This window comes from Thermodesulfobacterium thermophilum DSM 1276, from assembly GCF_000421605.1.
Taxonomy (GTDB): domain Bacteria; phylum Desulfobacterota; class Thermodesulfobacteria; order Thermodesulfobacteriales; family Thermodesulfobacteriaceae; genus Thermodesulfobacterium; species Thermodesulfobacterium thermophilum.
The window spans coordinates 1-15,673 of the sequence record NZ_ATXI01000010.1 but is presented as its reverse complement, the minus strand read 5'-3'; the positions used below and the strand labels follow the sequence as shown (position 1 = coordinate 15,673).

At 41.9% G+C, this 15,673-nt stretch carries 16 protein-coding genes and 1 tRNA gene; 13 read left to right on the top strand and 4 right to left on the bottom strand.

What is annotated here, in order from left to right; genetic code table 11:
• Positions 1-12 precede the first annotated feature (12 nt).
• Positions 13-837: an RNA methyltransferase gene (locus H529_RS0105840; protein WP_028843087.1), complete on the top strand. Its 825-nt coding sequence runs from the start codon at positions 13-15 to the stop codon at positions 835-837.
• Here the strand turns inward: H529_RS0105840 and H529_RS11255 are convergent.
• Positions 758-2,053 (bottom strand): class I SAM-dependent RNA methyltransferase, encoded by a 1,296-nt coding sequence (locus H529_RS11255; RefSeq protein WP_162138238.1) that lies wholly within the window; start codon positions 2,051-2,053, stop codon positions 758-760. The two genes, H529_RS0105840 and H529_RS11255, sit on opposite strands and share 80 nt — an antisense overlap.
• A 214-nt stretch (positions 2,054-2,267) precedes the next feature.
• On the opposite strand from H529_RS11255, the gene H529_RS0105830 reads away from it, so the two are divergent.
• From H529_RS0105830 to H529_RS0105790, 8 genes are all read left to right on the top strand, one after another.
• Entirely contained in the window at positions 2,268-6,467 is a 4,200-nt protein-coding gene (locus H529_RS0105830) for an acyl-CoA dehydratase activase (RefSeq protein ID WP_022855592.1), read from the top strand.
• 125 nt (positions 6,468-6,592) lie between these two features.
• Positions 6,593-6,862: an AtpZ/AtpI family protein gene (locus tag H529_RS0105825; RefSeq protein ID WP_000660063.1), complete on the top strand. Its 270-nt coding sequence runs from the start codon at positions 6,593-6,595 to the stop codon at positions 6,860-6,862.
• The gene (locus tag H529_RS0105820) at positions 6,840-7,283 is read left to right on the top strand and encodes a hypothetical protein (RefSeq protein ID WP_022855590.1); all 444 of its coding nucleotides are present in this window, start codon (positions 6,840-6,842) and stop codon (positions 7,281-7,283) included. Before H529_RS0105825 ends, H529_RS0105820 begins: the two co-directional genes overlap by 23 nt.
• A gap of 11 nt (positions 7,284-7,294) precedes the next feature.
• Positions 7,295-8,047, top strand: coding sequence for a F0F1 ATP synthase subunit A (gene atpB, locus H529_RS0105815; RefSeq protein WP_022855589.1), 753 nt, complete (start codon positions 7,295-7,297; stop codon positions 8,045-8,047).
• Positions 8,048-8,130: 83 nt separating this feature from the next.
• Positions 8,131-8,505, top strand: coding sequence for an ATP synthase F0 subunit C (gene atpE / locus H529_RS0105810; RefSeq protein ID WP_022855588.1), 375 nt, complete (start codon positions 8,131-8,133; stop codon positions 8,503-8,505).
• 79 nt (positions 8,506-8,584) lie between these two features.
• The gene (locus tag H529_RS0105800) at positions 8,585-10,114 is read left to right on the top strand and encodes a YifB family Mg chelatase-like AAA ATPase (RefSeq protein ID WP_022855586.1); all 1,530 of its coding nucleotides are present in this window, start codon (positions 8,585-8,587) and stop codon (positions 10,112-10,114) included.
• Between the two features lie 116 nt (positions 10,115-10,230).
• On the top strand, positions 10,231-10,752 hold the full coding sequence (locus tag H529_RS11250; RefSeq protein ID WP_051132413.1) for a rhodanese-like domain-containing protein: 522 nt from the start codon (positions 10,231-10,233) through the stop codon (positions 10,750-10,752).
• Positions 10,753-10,776: 24 nt separating this feature from the next.
• Positions 10,777-11,529, top strand: coding sequence for a rhodanese-like domain-containing protein (locus H529_RS0105790; protein ID WP_028843086.1), 753 nt, complete (start codon positions 10,777-10,779; stop codon positions 11,527-11,529).
• 79 nt (positions 11,530-11,608) lie between these two features.
• Here H529_RS0105790 and H529_RS10335 read toward each other — a convergent pair whose 3' ends face one another.
• Positions 11,609-12,115: a hypothetical protein gene (locus H529_RS10335; protein ID WP_022855585.1), complete on the bottom strand. Its 507-nt coding sequence runs from the start codon at positions 12,113-12,115 to the stop codon at positions 11,609-11,611.
• 141 nt (positions 12,116-12,256) lie between these two features.
• On the opposite strand from H529_RS10335, the gene H529_RS0105780 reads away from it, so the two are divergent.
• The 4 genes from H529_RS0105780 (at position 12,257) to H529_RS0105765 (ending at position 14,493) form a co-directional block, all read left to right on the top strand.
• A tRNA-Val gene (locus H529_RS0105780) sits at positions 12,257-12,328 on the top strand.
• Between the two features lie 136 nt (positions 12,329-12,464).
• Complete coding sequence (locus tag H529_RS0105775) at positions 12,465-12,866, top strand: CBS domain-containing protein (protein WP_022855584.1); 402 nt, start codon at positions 12,465-12,467, stop codon at positions 12,864-12,866.
• Positions 12,867-12,881: 15 nt separating this feature from the next.
• A complete protein-coding gene (locus H529_RS0105770) occupies positions 12,882-13,538 on the top strand; it encodes a DUF47 family protein (protein ID WP_022855583.1) in 657 nt (218 codons plus the stop codon).
• Between the two features lie 13 nt (positions 13,539-13,551).
• Positions 13,552-14,493: an inorganic phosphate transporter gene (locus H529_RS0105765; protein ID WP_022855582.1), complete on the top strand. Its 942-nt coding sequence runs from the start codon at positions 13,552-13,554 to the stop codon at positions 14,491-14,493.
• On the opposite strand, the gene H529_RS0105760 is transcribed toward H529_RS0105765, so the two are convergent.
• Both H529_RS0105760 and H529_RS0105755 read right to left on the bottom strand, forming a co-directional pair.
• Positions 14,468-14,917 (bottom strand): hydrogenase maturation protease, encoded by a 450-nt coding sequence (locus H529_RS0105760; protein ID WP_022855581.1) that lies wholly within the window; start codon positions 14,915-14,917, stop codon positions 14,468-14,470. The two genes, H529_RS0105765 and H529_RS0105760, sit on opposite strands and share 26 nt — an antisense overlap.
• 81 nt (positions 14,918-14,998) lie before the next feature.
• Positions 14,999-15,673 (bottom strand): nickel-dependent hydrogenase large subunit (locus H529_RS0105755; protein ID WP_028843085.1); only part of this gene is annotated, 675 nt, incomplete at its 5' end.

Sequence of the window (15,673 nt, the reverse complement as noted above, 5' to 3'; positions counted from 1 at the left end):
CCTCAGGTCCTGATGCAAGTACGTCCTGTAGCCAAGCCTGAAAAGGCTAACCTTGAAAACTTGGCGGTGGTGCTGGTAAACCCGATGTATCCTGAAAACATCGGGGCTACGGCGAGAGCCTGTGCCAACTTCGGGGTGCCTAACCTAATCGTGGTAAACCCAGAAAGTCTTGACCAGGAAAAAATAAGAGCCATGGCTACCAAAGGTGGCCTCCCAATAGTAGAAAACATGAAGGTCTTTCAGGACCTTGAAGAAGCGTTAAGGGACTTTCAGTACGTGGTTGGGACCACCGCAAGGCTTGGCAGAAGAAGGATGGTCTATCACACCCCTAAGGAAATAGCCCCTTATCTCTGTGAGCTTTCGGTTAAAAACAGGGTCGCCATTCTTTTTGGCAACGAAAGGTTTGGGCTTTCAAACGAACACCTTGGGCTGTGTGATAAGGTGGTTACCATCCCTACCACAGAGCAGGCCTCTTTAAACGTAGCCCAGGCTGTGGTAGTCATCCTTTACGAAATCTTTCAGCATGCAAGCAATCCTATCTTCCCAAAACCTCAGCTTGCAACCCAGCAAGAACTTACCATCATGTATAAAATAATCGAGGCTACCTTAGAAGCCATAGACTACATCCCTCATGAAAACAAGGTGCTCTGGCACACAAACATCCGAAGGTTCCTCTCAAGGCTTGAACTTACCTCAAAGGAGGTAAAAATCATCCAGGGATTTTGCAGACAACTCCTCTGGGCGCTGGGAAAAGAGATTACCCTTTCCTCTCAAGAAGACAAAGCACCTCAAAATGATAGGTCTGAGGAAACATGTCAAAAAGATAAACCTTCTTAAGAAGATATCCCAGGTCTCTTAAGATCTTAAGGTCCCTTACCAAGGTAGGAGCATCGCAAGAAACATAAACCAAATACCTTTTATTTACCTCAGGTAAAAACCTCAAGATCTCTTTACAGCCTCCGCGAGGAGGGTCAACTAAAACGAGGTCAAACCTTTCTCCCTGTTTTATCGCCTGATATAGGGCTTCAGTTGAGCTCATCTGACGAAGGTCAAGCCTTCCGTCTATCCCGTTTTTCTCGGCGGTGTAAAGCCCGTCTTCTATGGCCCTCAGGTCTGTGTCTACCCCGAGGGCTTTGGTGGTCTCAGAAGATATCAGGGCTAAGATAAAGTTTCCCATCCCGCAATGTAGGTCAAGGACAGTTTCGTAATCAAGGCGCCAGGACCTGATGGTGTCCATGATGGCTAAGTTTATCTCCCAGTTGGTTTGCACAAAAACCCCTGGCTGAACGTAGTAAACCAGGTGGTCTAACCCTTTAAAAAGCCTTCTTCCACCAAAAGAGGCCCCTTCTGGGAAAGGGCCTTCTGGATGACGCCCTTTCCTCCAGTAAAAACAGGCCTTAAGACTAGAAAGTGAGGCAAGCTCTTTTAGGTCCTCTTTACCTGGCTTTAAAGCCGTCCAGAAAATCAGGGTAGCCTTGCCTTCTAAAGGAGAAGACTCTATCTTTACCCTTTTGCTATAGGCAGAAAGCCTTATCCAGACAGGACTTTGATACAGATCAAAAAGCACCTTGTTTAACACCTCTTCTGCAAGAAAGCACCTTTCTATCTTAAGGACCTCGTGGGACTTTCTTTTTACAAAACCCATCTTAAAGGCATCTGCCTCAACATGAAGCCTAAGCCTGTTGCGGTAAAAAAACTCCTTAGGAGAGGGTATCACTCCTTCTAAAGGTATGTCCTCCTTCCATCCGGCTCGGGAAAAGGTTTCAAAAAGGATGGCCTGTTTAAGGCTTAACTGGGCTTGATAGGTTGCATGCTGAAACTGACAACCCCCGCAAACCCCATAGTATGGGCAAAGAGGAGACCTTCTGTCAGGGGAAGGCTCCAAGATATCCACTATCTCAGCCTCGGCATAATCGCCTAAGTCCTTAACCACCCGAACCTTAACCAGTTCCCCAGGCAAGGAATAAGGCACAAAAAGCACCTTACCGTCAGAGAGCCTGCCTAAGCCCTCTCCCCCAAAAACCACCTTTTCTATCCTAACTGTAGCCTCCACCTTAAACCCCAATTCCCTCTGGTTTCACCCCGAAAGGCCTAAATCTTTATTATTAAAATCTTTATTTTACCACGCTAAGGCTTATAAACAATCAAAAAACTTGCCACCCAAAGACCAAACTTTTTAAAACTTTACTCTTAAAAAATTTTACTTAAAATTTAAACTGGGAGAATTTTTAAATCAAAAGGTTTAAAACCCTTAAAGGGGGTGTTTGATGACACGATATGTAGGGCTTGACGTAGGGTCAGGAACAGCCAAGGTAGCAGTCCTTGATGAGAATAAAAACCTTCTTTTCTGGAGGTACGAAAAAACCCACGGTCAGCCTATAGAAACGGCAGAAAGGCTTTTAACCGAGGTGGAAAAGGAGTTTGGGAAAGAGAGTCTCTCTGGGATTACCTGCACCGGAACGGCTGGTAAAACCATCTCTCAGATACTTGGGTGTGCCTTTGTAAACGAGGTGATGGCCCATGCCAAGGCAGCTACCTTTTTTCATCCTGAGGTAAAGACGATCATAGACATCGGAGGGGAAGACTCAAAGCTTATTTTCATCACCCATGAAAGGGGTGTGCCTGAGATAGAAGATTTTGCGTTAAACACCCTGTGTGCCGCAGGTACAGGGTCTTTTTTAGAGCAACAGGCTGCAAGGCTTGGGTATACGATAGAGGAGTTTTCAAGGCTTGCTGTAGAGGCTCAAAACGTGCCAAGAATAGCAGGAAGATGCACCGTTTTTGCCAAGTCTGACATGATACACCTTCAGCAGGCAGCGGTGCCTGACCAGGAAATCATCGCAGGGCTTTGTTTTGCCATCATCAGAAACCTGAGAAGCAACTTGGCCAAGGGAAGGGAGATCCTTCCTCCTTTGGTTTTTCAAGGAGGGGTTGCGGCAAACTTAGGGGTAAGAAGGGCGATAAAAGAAATCTTAAGGCTAAAAGATAACGAGCTTATCATCCCCGAGCATTTCAGGATCATGGGGGCGATAGGGGCTGCCCTCTATGGGCTTGAAGGTAAAGCTACGTCAGAATATCGAGGGTCTGACCTCTTAAAGGCCTATCTTAAAGAAAGAACCTATTCTCCGCCAAGGTATGAGGTGTTAACACCTTTTAAGTCGCTTGAGATCTCAGAAAGGCTTAAACAGAGGTTTTTGATAGAAACTACCGCCTCACCGGGAAAACCCCAGGAGGTATGGCTTGGAGTGGATGTGGGGTCGGTAAGCACCAAGCTTGTTGCCATAAACCAGGAAGGAAAACTTATAGCCAAGGTTTATCTTCTTCATCAGGGAAAACCTCTTGAAAGCATCAAAAAAGGCCTTTTAGAGTTAAAAAAACAGCTTCCGGAAAACGTGGTGGTAAAAGGTGTTGGGACCACAGGTTCTGGAAGATACCTGATAGGAGACTTTATCGGGGCTGATGTCGTAAGAAATGAGATCACCGCACAGGCTTACGGAGCCCTTTTCATAGACCCAGAAGTTGACACCATCTTTGAGATAGGAGGGCAAGACTCTAAATATATATACTTAGAAAATGGAACCATCTCAGACTTTACGATGAACAAAGCCTGTGCAGCAGGCACAGGGTCTTTTCTTCAGGAACAGGCGGTAAAGCTTGGGGTCCCGATAGAAAAGTTTGGAGAAATCGCCTTAAAGAGCTCAGCCCCGCTTAAGCTGGGAGAAAGATGCACTGTTTTTATGCAGTCAGACCTTTTACACTACCAGCAGCAAGGCCTCCCTAAGGAAGACCTGATTGCAGGGCTTTGTTATGCCATAGTGCATAACTACCTGAATAAGGTGGTAGAGGACAGAAGAATAGGGAAAAAGGTGTTTTTCCAGGGGGCGGTGGCTTTTAACCAGGGGGTGGTGGCTGCCTTTGAAAAAGTGCTTGGCAAACCGGTGATAGTGCCTCCTCACCATGAGGTCACAGGAGCTATTGGAGTAGCCCTTCTTGCTAAGGAAGAAACCCGGGGACAAACCCGGTTTAAAGGGTTTGACTTAACCAAGGTTAACTATCAGATCCAGGCCTTTGAGTGCAAAGAATGTCCTAACCAGTGTGAGATCCACAGGGTAACGATAGATGGGTCTCTCCCTTATTACTACGGAGGAAGGTGCGAAAAGTATGAGGTTGACCAGAGAAAACCTCAGGAAAACATCCCCAACCTTACCTTAGAGCGATTTGAAAAGCTTATCTCCTATGTAAAACCTGTGGAAAAAGAAAAAAGCCAGGACAAAACCATCGGTATTCCTCTTATCCTTCAGTTTTATGAGTGGTTGCCTCTTTTTGCCACCTTTTTTCAGGAGTTAGGTTATCAGGTGGTGCTTTCGTCTCAGACCTCTAAAAAAATCATCAAAGTAGGCTGTGAGATAACCCCAGGTGAGCCCTGTTTTCCTATAAAGATAGCCATAGGGCATATCAAAGAGCTTTTAGACAAAGGGGTTAAAACCCTTTTTCTTCCGCAGATAACCGACCTTCCTCCTGAGCATCCGGCTTTTGAGGTAGGCAAGGTATGTCCCTATGTACAGAGCGTTCCTTGGATAAGTCCTGCAACCTTCAGGTTCGAAGACCTTGGGGTAAAGGTAATAAATCCGGTGTTGCACTTAGGGCGTCCTGCTTTTTTGATAAACCAGGAAGTTAAAGACCTGGCAAGGATGCTTGGGGTCTCAGAAAAAGAGGCTAAAAGGGCCTGGAAGATAGGAGAGGAAGCCCAGAGAGAGTTTCATCACTGGCTAAAACAGAGAGGAAAAGAGATTTTGTCTCAGTTTAAAGAGGACGTGGTGCTTGTCATCGTAGGAAGGCCTTACAATGCCTTTGACCCAGGTGCTAACTTAGGCATACACTATAAAATTAAAAAATTAGGTATAGTCGGCCTGCCTGTAGACATGCTACCTTTAGAAGAGTTAGACAATCCAAAGGTCTTTGAACCTCTTTCGGAGATGTACTGGGAATATGGGCAAAGGTTTTTGCTGGCAGCCCATCTTATAAGGGAAACCCCTAACCTTTTTCCCGTGTTTTTTACCAACTTCTCTTGTGGGCCAGACTCTTTTATCCAGCACTTTTTTGAGGAACTGATGGGAGGTAAACCTTTCATAGAGATAGAGGTAGATGAACACAGCGCTGAGGCTGGGGTGGTAACAAGATTAGAGGCCTTTGTAGACAGTATCAGGGATAAGGTGAAACCTTACGAGCTAAAGAGAAGTTTTACTTTCCTTAAGGCAACCCCCAAAGAAAAAAGGACCATCTACATTCCTTACATGTGCGACCATGCGGTAGCCCTGGCAGCGGCTTTCAGAGCCTGCGGGGTTGAGGCCAAGGTGCTTCCAGAACCAGACGAACAAAGCCTTGAGCTTGGGAGAAGGTATACCTCAGGCAAGGAGTGCTATCCTACCATCCTTACCACAGGGGACCTCATCAAGCTGATAAATCAACCAGGGTTTGACCCTGAAAAAAGCGTATTTTTTATGCCAAACAGCGGTGGGCCTTGCAGGTTTGGTCAGTATAACAAACTTCACCAGAAGATCTTACGAGATTTAGACGTTAAACTTCCTGTCTATTCTTTGCAACAGGACATGAGTTTTTACCAGGACTTAGACCTTTTAGGCAAAACCTTTATGAAGGTTGCCTGGAAAGGGATAGTAGCGGTAGACGTGCTAAATAAACTTCTTAGAGAAATAAGACCATATGCGAAAGACAAACAAGAGGTAGAAAGGCTATATCAAGAGGGTCTTAATCAGATAGAAAAAGCTATAGAAAAAGGAGAAGACCTGGTTTCTGTGCTCTTAGACCTTAAAAACCGGTTTGCCGGTTTAGAAGTTGATACCCAGAAAAAGCCCAAGGTAGGGGTGGTAGGAGAGATCTATGTTAGAAGCAACCGGTTTGCTAACGAAGACCTATACAGGTTTTTAGAGGACTTAGGTTTGGAGGTCTGGCTTCCTCCTATCACCGAGTGGATCCATTTTATCAACTACACCTCCAAAAACTGGGCTAAAAGGCTTGGACTTTTTAAGACCTACTTCAGGTACGTGCTTGAAAGCAGATATCTGAGGTGGGAAGAAGAAAAGTTTGTGTCTGTTTTTAAGGACATCCTTGATACGGCTGAAGAGTTGTCGGTTGAGGAGCTGATGAAACTTACCCAAAGGTATGTGGACATAAGGTATGAAGGAGGAGAGGTGTTGCTTTCTGTAGGAAAGGCGGTAGAGTATTCCCATAACGGGGTTTCGGGAATAGTAAACGTTATTCCTTTTGCCTGTATGCCAGGGAATGTGGTTTCTGCCCTGTTAAAAAGGATTAAAGAAGGAGAAGGGAAAAGGTTGCCTGTGCTTACCGTTCCTTGCGACGGACAGAAGTCCCTTGGCACCAGGATGAGGATAGAGGCTTTTGCCGAACAGGTAAAGGAATTTTCTGCGAGTAAAAGAACAGCCCAGTAAACTTAAAAAATTTTATAAAAAATAAAATTAAAAACATAAAATTAATTGTATTTTTGACAATACGCCTGATTTTGTAGTTTTTTGCTGGTTGATTTTTTAGAAATTATGTTTTAAATGTATGTAAGTTGAAAGAGAAGAAGGATAGTGCTTTTAAATTTTTGTTAGAGGTTTTAGCCGAAAGTTTTACCATCGGGATTGCTGTAGTTTCTTCGGTGATAGCAGGAGCGGTGGTAGGCTGGCTGATAGAGGAGAAGCTTTTACATGGAAGGACTTCTCCGTGGATTACGACTATTTTTATCATTTTTGGGGCGATAGGGGGGATTAAGAACCTTATCTGGTATACCAAGAAGAGGACAAAGGATATAGGTAAAAATGATAAAGGAAGTAAGTCCTGAAAGGTTTTTTGGTGAGGCAGAGAGGTTAATCCTTGGGCTGGTGGTTGTTGCGACGATTTCCATCCATTTAGTATGGGGTGGTCTGGTGGAAACTTTTTCCTTCTTGGCAGGTGGGATTTTAGGTTTTCTAAACTTTAGGACCACCAAAAAAGAAGGAATTGCCTTTGTAAAAAAAATTCAGGAAATCTTTTCTTCAGACCAGAAAAATCTCTATAACAAAGAGCGCCACGTCTACATAGCAAAGATCTATCTTAAACTTTTGGCAACTGCCATAGTGGTTTATTTTTTGATAGCCCATCTTGGGGCTCATCCTGTTTTTTTGATTTCTGCGTTTGGTTTGGTTTATCTTAGCCTTACGGTTTATAGTTTTATCAAGTTCCTCTGGTTTATGAAAAAAGAAAAAAAAGAAATATTAACTTAGGGGGTCAGGTTATGGAACATCCTATACTGTTTTTGTGTCTTATTTTAGAAAAGCTTGGTCTTCCTTCTGGGTTTCATTACTATGAAGAGGCAGCCCATTATGGGCCTTTGGCCAAGTTGCTTGCTCCTCACATGGTCCACAGCTTTTTTGTGTGTATTTTGCTTATCGTGTTAGCCTATATAGGCACAAGAAAGATGGAGTTTATACCAAAAGGGGTTCAGAATTTCTGGGAGTTTGTGATCGAAACCCTCTACAACTTTACCAAGGAAAACGTACCTCACGGTGATGGGCATGGCCCTAACCTGGTGCCTTTGGTTTTTCCTTTGATCGTTTTTTATGCCCTTTACATTCTCTTCTGCAACTTTTTAGGGCTTATACCTGGGTTTATGTCTCCCACCGCTAATCTTAACGTAACCCTTGGTTTAACCTTAATTACCATCGTTTATTACCATTTCTTAGGAATAAGGTTTAAAGGGCTTGCCTATTTTAAGACCTTCTTAGGTCCTATTCCTTGGTTGGCTCCTCTTATGCTTCCTGCTGAAATTTTTAGCCATGTGGGAAGGATTATTTCTCTTTCTGTCCGACTTTTTGGAAACTTAGTATCTAAAGAGCTTTTGCTTGGGATTCTTACGATGCTTGCAGGTAAGTTTTTTGCTCCTCTTCCGATCATGATATTAGGTGTGCTGGTAAGTCTTATTCAGACTTTGATTTTTGTTCTTTTAAGCTTGGCCTACTTTGCCGGTGCTGTTGAGGAACACCATTAAAAAGAAGCTTTGTCAGGGGGTTTTTGAGCCTTCTGGCAAGTGTTTTATTTAAAAATTAAAATTTTTAAAAGGAGGGAGGTTTTATGAGAAAGTGGATGGTTTTAGGGCTTTTAGGTTTGGTGGCTTTACTTTCTGCTAACCCTGCTTTAGCAGAAGAAGTTGGCGCTGCTAAGATGGTTACTGGTTTTGGTTTCTTTGCAGCCATCGTTTTAGCCTCTGGTGTGGGCGTTGGTTTGGCTGCTCTTGGATGCGGTATCGGTATGGGTCATGCCACCCGCGGTGCTTGTGAAGGTATCGCCAGAAACCCTGAGCTTGCCGGTAGACTTACCGTTACCATGATTCTTGGTATCGCTCTTATCGAATCTCTTACCATTTATGCTCTTGTTATCGCTCTTATTCTTCTTTATGCCAACCCTGTTTTACCCAAACTCATCCAGATCCTTGGTTTGGGTGCCTAACAGCTATATAAGTTTAGGATAAAAAAGAGGACCATAGGGCCAAACCTTATGGTCCTCTTTTTTGTTTTGATAGGCTAAGATGTTTGTCAGGGTTTTAAGTTTTACGGTTTTAGGTATCGAAGCCTTTCCTGTAGACATCGAGGTAGATTTTTCGCGAGGCCTTCCAGGGATTACCATCGTAGGGCTTCCAGACAGCTCTATCAAAGAAAGTAGAGAACGCATCAGGTCTGCTTTAAAAAACTCAGGGTTTAGTTTTCCTCAAAAAAAGGTTACCATAAACTTAGCTCCTGCAGACCTTAAAAAAGAAGGAAGTGGATTTGATCTGGCGATGGCCTTGGGGATATTGGCTGGTATGGAGATAATCCCTAAGGAGGCTTTAGCTAACAAAGCCTTTTTAGGAGAGCTTTCCCTTGACGGAACGGTTAAGGCTACAAAAGGGATATTACCCTCTGTGTTAAAGGCTAAAGAGTTGGGGTTTTGCGAGATTGTGTTGCCTCTGGATAACTATTTAGAAGCTTCTCTGGTGCGTGATTTTAAGGTGGTAGGAGTAACCCACCTAAGAGAGGTGGTTGATTACCTAAGAGAAGGAACTGTGCCTTTACATCCGAAAAAAGAGGTTGACCTTGAGGTACTAAGGTTAGAAGAAGATTTCTCAGAAATATTTGGTCAGGAGATGGCTAAAAGAGCCCTTGAGGTAGCTGCGGCAGGTGGGCACAACGTGTTGATGATAGGGCCACCTGGTGCAGGAAAAACCATGCTTGCCCAAAGGCTCCCTACCATACTTCCCCCTATTACCTATCAAGAAGCACTTGAAACCACCAAGATCTACTCGGTAGCAGGCCTATTAACCCCTGAAAGACCTTTTATCAACCATCGTCCTTTTAGAAATCCCCATTTTGGTATCTCTGAGGCTGGGATGATAGGAGGAGGTACCCATCCTAAACCAGGAGAAATAAGTTTAGCCCATAATGGAGTGCTTTTTCTTGACGAGTTCCCAGAGTTTCGAAAAGACGTAATAGAGGCCCTTAGACAACCTTTAGAAGACGGACAGGTTACCGTAACCAGAGCCAACTTTACCGTAACCTATCCTTCTAAGTTTATGCTGGTTTGTGCGATGAACCCCTGTAAGTGTGGTTATTACGGACACCCTACCAAACCCTGTCAGTGCACCTTTCAGGAGGTTAAAAAGTATAGAAACAAAATCTCAGGCCCAATCCTTGATAGAATAGACATCCACCTACAAGTCCCCTCTGTAGACTACAAGGCCCTACTAAAAACTGCAGACAAACCTCAGATTAGCTCAGCAGAAATAAAAGAAAGGGTATTAGCTGCAAGAAAAATCCAAGAAAGACGCTATGGAACTCAACTTAAAACCAACGCTAAGCTTAAATCTAAAGAAATCAAAAAATACTGTATCTTAGAACCTAAGGCTCAGGAGTTTTTGGAAAAAGCCGCAGAAAAATTTAGTTTCTCTGCAAGGGCCATTCACAAAATACTCAAGGTAGCAAGAACGATAGCTGATTTAGAACAATCTGAGATTATCTTAAAACATCACATCACAGAGGCCATTCAATACCGCAGTTTAGAAAAAAACCTCTGGCAAGAATAGGACCTCTTGGTTCTATAGACACCACATTTATAGGTCCCATTTTATGAAATAAAAAGTATCTGGTAGCCTTAGGAGTCTCCTCTTTATTTTTTAGTTTAAGTATAGGGATAAAGGAGATGACTTCTGCTCCAGGAGAGCCAGGGATCAAACAGGCTCTTCCTTCATGTGTTCAACCTGGGTGTCACAAGGTTTCAGCCCCTAATGAACTTTGGGGCAATCTTATTTCCATTTCTCAAAAAGCTGGGCTTCTTCAACTTGATACCGGTCAAAATCTTGACGTGTTTTTTGACGACAAGGTAAAGGTGCTTTACTGGGACCAACCTTTAAACAAACTTAACAAAGGCACCCCTATAAAGGTTGTCTATACAGAAAAAGACGGTAAAAGATATGCCTCTATCATAGCAGTAAAACCTCCGGTTAAGTTTCCAGAAGAAAAAAGAATAGGTTTAGAGGAGGTCAAGAAACTGGTAGAACAAAAGTCAGCGTTGATCATAGATGTTAGACCTCCTGCCAAGTATGCTGAAGGACATATACCTGGGGCTATCAACCTTACTTTGGCTCAGTTTGGGAAGAAACTACCTGAAGTCTTGAAAGATAAGCAAGCTTTAGCTGTGGTATATTGTGAAGGTCCACGCTGAGCGTTAACCCCTGCGGCGGTCAGTGTGGCCGCTTCTCTTGGATATGCAAACGTTAAAGGCTTTGTAGAAGGTATACCTGCCTGGAAAAAAGCAGGCCTCCCAGTAGCAGTAGAACCTCAACATATCCTTTCAGAAATTTCTCAGGGAGTATCTTTTGTGCTTATAGACCTGAGGCCTAAGACCTTGGCAGAAAAAGGCTACATACCTGGGGCAGTAAACCTTCCTCTTGAAAAACTTAAAGCTGCTAAAAAGCAATTTCCTAAACAGAAAAACGCTCCCATCTTCGTTTATGATGAAAAAGACGAAAGAGCTTTATTAGCTATCAATATCATTAAAAACTGGGGATACACCAACATAGCCTACATTCCTGGCGGATTAGAGTCCTGGAAAAAAGCAGGAGGTAAGGTTGAAGTAGGGAAACCCTCCTCTAAGATAGTTTATGTTCATAAACCCAGGCCTGGCACCTTCTCTGTGGAAGAGTTTAAAAAACTACTTAAATCTCCTACCCTACCTGCTAACTACTTCATCCTTGACGTAAGAGAAGTAAACGAAACTCAAGAAGGTAGCTTCCCCCATGCGGTAAACATCCCCTTGGGAGAACTTGAAAAAAGATTAAACGAAATCCCTAAGGACAAAACCATAATTATTCATTGTGCAACAGGTATTAGGGCTGAAATGGCTTATAATATTTTAAAAAGAGCAGGGTTTAAGGCCTATTATCTCAACGCTAACGTGAGTTTTGAAAACGGAAAATACAAAATAGAACCTAAGGACTAAAAAACTAAACTTCCAGGAGAGGTTCTTAGACATACCTCTCCTGGAAAAAGATCTGATAAAAAAGCTATCTTTCATATCTCTAAATTTTAAAAAATTTCTTAGGTGATATAGTTTCAAAAGAATAGATTTTTTCGTCAAAATAAGCTTTAACTGGGACCAGAAAATAGCCTGTTTCCTCTTTTTTAAGTTTTTGCCTTAGTTGATGACTTATAAAATGAGAGTCTTCAACCAGGTTATAAAAATAAAAATCTATCCCAAAAAACCCGTCCAGAAGATGAGCTATCAGGTGAAATATCTTGCTAAGATAACCTTGAGGAAGAAACAAAAGGTCTTTTATATTAACATAGCCTTCCTGGTTTAAATCATCTACAAAACTTTTTAACACTTCTAAATTTTTTGTAAGTCCTTTTTCTAAGGTTTCCCAAAAACTAGGGTCTCTTAAACCTAAGGTTTCTTTTTCCAGGACCTTAATTTCATCATATCTTACTAACTGATAGGTTGAAAGAAATTTTAAAACCTGAGAGAAGGCTAACTCAGGGGTGCTTGCCTCAACCAAAAATAGATGAAAAACCTCTTCTCTAAACATATAACCTAACCTCTTTTAGTTTTTATCCTCTCATTTATAGGTCTATTCAAAAGCAAAAAAATAGTTTCTTATACATAGTTTAACCAAAAAACTATTGACAAAACCCTATTTTATATTATTTTTAGACTATATTCTTTTTACGGGCGGATAGCTCAGGGGGAGAGCATCGGCCTTACAAGCCGGGGGTCAGAGGTTCAAATCCTCTTCCGCCCATTCTTTAGAAATTCCTGTTTAATTTCCTCTTAAAATCCTTTCTATCAAATCACAGTTTTCTCAGTATTTTATTGATTTTTTATTTGTCAAATTTATAATGTATTTTATAAACAATTAAAACACTATGGGGGGAGAGATGGGAAAAGTAGCCAAAGACATCATGAATAAAAAACTTGAAACCATATCTGCAGACGCTACGGTTTATGATGCTATAGAAAGGTTGATTGACAAACGTATCAGGTCGTTGTTAGTCTTACCTAAAAATCATGATGATTCCTATGGGGTAGTTACGGTAAGAAATATCATTTTTAAGGTATTAGCTAAGAATCTGGACCCTCATAAGATAAAAATAGGTGACATAGCCTCGAAGCCTGTTCTCTGTGTTTCTCAAGACACCCCCTTAGAAAAAATCTTAGAGATCATGAACTCACATAACATAGCGCGTGTTTTTATCACTGATGAAAACAAAAAAATCATAGGGGTGGTGTCTTTTTTTGATGTTTTGTACAATGTTTTAATAGAACAGGCTAAAAAATAAGAGAGGGTTAAAGATATGCTTGAAAAACTTTTAGGTGGAGGAAAGTTAGAAAAAAAAGCCATAACCAAAATTCAAGAATACCTTAAAACCCTTTGTGCTGCTACAGAATGTCTAAAAGAGACCTTGCTTCAAGAGAGTTTTGAACAAACCTATTGTATAGAAAATCTTGAACGAGAGGCAGACTCTCTTAAAAGAGAGATCATAGGTATCATCTATGAGGGGGCTTTTTTACCTTACATAAGACCTAACCTTTGCAACTTTATCGAAATCATCGAAAAAGCCTTTGACCATATGAAAGTTTGTGCCTTTGAGTATCGCTACATCTTAAATTCTGACCTCTATGGACTCACCTATAAAAACATAGAAGAAGAGTGTTTAAGGATAGCCCACATCAACGTTGAGATGTGTCAGATCCTGATAAAATCCTTTGAGGCACTCTGGACTAAAGACAACATCAGAGAAAGAAATCTTGCCATAAGAATTTTAGAAAAAAAGGTAGATGAAATCAAGTTGGAACTTATAGAAAAGATAAGAAATTGCAACTTATGTAAGATTACTAACTACTGGGAAGGAAAGATTATGTCTGACTTTGTTGATGCTCTTGTGTCTGTTAGCGACGTCATAGAGGATGCAAGCGATTATCTTTATTTGTTAGACCTTAGTTTAAGGTAGTCCTCCCTTATCTATGATAGAAATTGCCATCATAGCCAGCCTTTTGATTGCCTTTGGTATAGGTTCAAACGACGCTTCAAACGCTCTTGGTATCTCGATCGGAGCAGGGATAATCCGATTTAAAAGGGCTGTACTTCTTTTTGGGGTGCTGGTTTTTCTTGGGGTTTTATTTAACGGAGATAAAGTGATGAAAACCGTAGGTAAATCCCTTGTAGAAACCACTCCTCTTAGTTTAACCCTCTCACTGCTGTTATCGGCATTGTTAATACTTTTTTCCAACTGGAGAAAACTTCCTCTATCTACCCATCAGGTTATCATAGGAAGCCTTATCGGTAGTGGTTTGGCTCTAAACCTCAGTGTTAACGTTTTTTCTCTAATAAAGATAGTGGTTTCCTGGCTTATCTCACCTATAATAGCCTGTTTAGTAAGCTTTTTTCTATACAAACTGGTGATCAGGATTACTTCCAGGTTGCCTTTTTTTAGGATAGAAAACCTTTTAAAGATTTTCTTATTAATAAGTTCTTCCCTCATCTCTTATAATACCGGAGCTAATGAATTGGCAACAGTCCTTGGTCCGGTGATGTATACAGGATTAAGCTTAAATAAAGTATTACTCTATTTTATCGCCTCAACCCTTATCTTTCTGGGAGCTGTTTTACTCAGCCACAGGGTAATAGAAACCGTAGGAAAAGGCATTACCTCTTTAGACCCTCTTTCAGGTTTTGTAGCTCAGTTTGGGGCAGGATTATGTATTTTTTCTTTTACTTTATTAGGGATGCCTATCTCAACCACCTATTGCATCATAGGTGGGATAACTGGTGTTGGCCTCACCAAAGGATTTAAAACCATCAAATTAGACCTGATCAAAAAAATAGGTATCAACTGGGTATTTACACTTACGACTTCAGTAACCCTTGCGTTTCTGTTGACTAAATTAGCCCTAAATATTCTTTGATAATCTCTACTACCTTAGGAATGGCTGCCTTAACCTTAGGGCTACAATCTCTATCCAAAGTATCTATGTCTTCTACCTCTACCCCGATGATCTTTATCTCCTTAGGCATTTCTTCTTGAAAAACTTGATAACCAATCCTTATTACCTCAAAAACTGTAAGACTATGAGTACCGCTGGCATAAACCTTATCAAAGGTTTTAAACGGGTCAATCTCAACTATCGTCCCAGGTTCAACTCCTATCTTTACTCCATCAACTATGATAGCAACGTCATACCCTAACATCGCATCTATTACCTTTAGGTCTGTGTTAAGCAAACAAACAGTATCTACCAAACCTTCCAGCTGTTCTACTATCTTATACCCAACCCCATCGTCTTTAAAGTTAGGGTTGCCTATTCCTATAACTATGGCCTTTTTCTGCATAGTTTAATTATAAACTACTTATCAAAATAAAAAAGGGGGCTATAAAGCCCCCTTTAAAAATTCTTCCTACGGAAACACAACTTATTTAAAGTTTCTCAAACTTTTTACCAGCTCTCCGTCCTTGGTGTAGATGTCTATCTGCACAGGCAACTTCCCAGGTAAGGTGTGAGTAGAACAGGCAAAACAAAGGTCATAGGGTCTGTAAGCTATCTCTACCAGGTTCAAAATTCCCTCATCTACCTTTCCTTCCTTGATAAAATTCTCTGCCGCCCTCTTGATCGCTATGTTCATAGGCCCTTTGTTGTGGGTGGTCGCAACTATGATGTTTGCGTCAGTTACTATACCCTTACTATCTGTCTTGTAATGATGGATAAGCGTTCCTCTCGCTGCCTCAACAATCCCTACTCCCTCTCCTACTGCCTCACCTAACTCCTGCCTCACGTCAGGAGCTGTGATACTCTCGTCTGACGCAAGCTCCTTCACCTTCTCCGCACAATGCAACAACTCTATCGCCCTCGCCCAGTGATAACCCAGTATGTTATGCACAGGCTTTCCTCCAAAAAACTCTACCATCTCCTCATACGCCTCCTGCGCACCAGGTGTGTCAAATCCATTCCCCACGTTAAACCTCGCAAGCGGTCCCACACTGTATAAACTCGTCCCCTCTCCATCCACTATCCCCTTCCAACCTAACTTCTTAATGTACGGTGCCTTCTGATAACTCCACGGCAACGTCCTCTCTGCTATCCACTCCAA

Bases quoted from the DNA above. Each gene is read 5' to 3' on its own strand.
- H529_RS10335 (WP_022855585.1), bottom strand. From the start codon at position 12,115: ATGTTTAGAGAAGAGGTTTTTCATCTATTTTTGGTTGAGGCAAGCACC.
- H529_RS0105830 (WP_022855592.1), top strand. From the start codon at position 2,268: ATGACACGATATGTAGGGCTTGACGTAGGGTCAGGAACAGCCAAGGTA.
- H529_RS0105760 (WP_022855581.1), bottom strand. From the start codon at position 14,917: ATGCAGAAAAAGGCCATAGTTATAGGAATAGGCAACCCTAACTTTAAA.
- H529_RS0105820 (WP_022855590.1), top strand. From the start codon at position 6,840: ATGATAAAGGAAGTAAGTCCTGAAAGGTTTTTTGGTGAGGCAGAGAGG.
- H529_RS0105770 (WP_022855583.1), top strand. From the start codon at position 12,882: ATGCTTGAAAAACTTTTAGGTGGAGGAAAGTTAGAAAAAAAAGCCATA.
- H529_RS0105800 (WP_022855586.1), top strand. From the start codon at position 8,585: ATGTTTGTCAGGGTTTTAAGTTTTACGGTTTTAGGTATCGAAGCCTTT.
- atpE (WP_022855588.1), top strand. From the start codon at position 8,131: ATGAGAAAGTGGATGGTTTTAGGGCTTTTAGGTTTGGTGGCTTTACTT.
- atpB (WP_022855589.1), top strand. From the start codon at position 7,295: ATGGAACATCCTATACTGTTTTTGTGTCTTATTTTAGAAAAGCTTGGT.
- H529_RS0105765 (WP_022855582.1), top strand. From the start codon at position 13,552: ATGATAGAAATTGCCATCATAGCCAGCCTTTTGATTGCCTTTGGTATA.
- H529_RS0105775 (WP_022855584.1), top strand. From the start codon at position 12,465: ATGGGAAAAGTAGCCAAAGACATCATGAATAAAAAACTTGAAACCATA.
- H529_RS0105840 (WP_028843087.1), top strand. From the start codon at position 13: ATGCAAGTACGTCCTGTAGCCAAGCCTGAAAAGGCTAACCTTGAAAAC.
- H529_RS11250 (WP_051132413.1), top strand. From the start codon at position 10,231: ATGACTTCTGCTCCAGGAGAGCCAGGGATCAAACAGGCTCTTCCTTCA.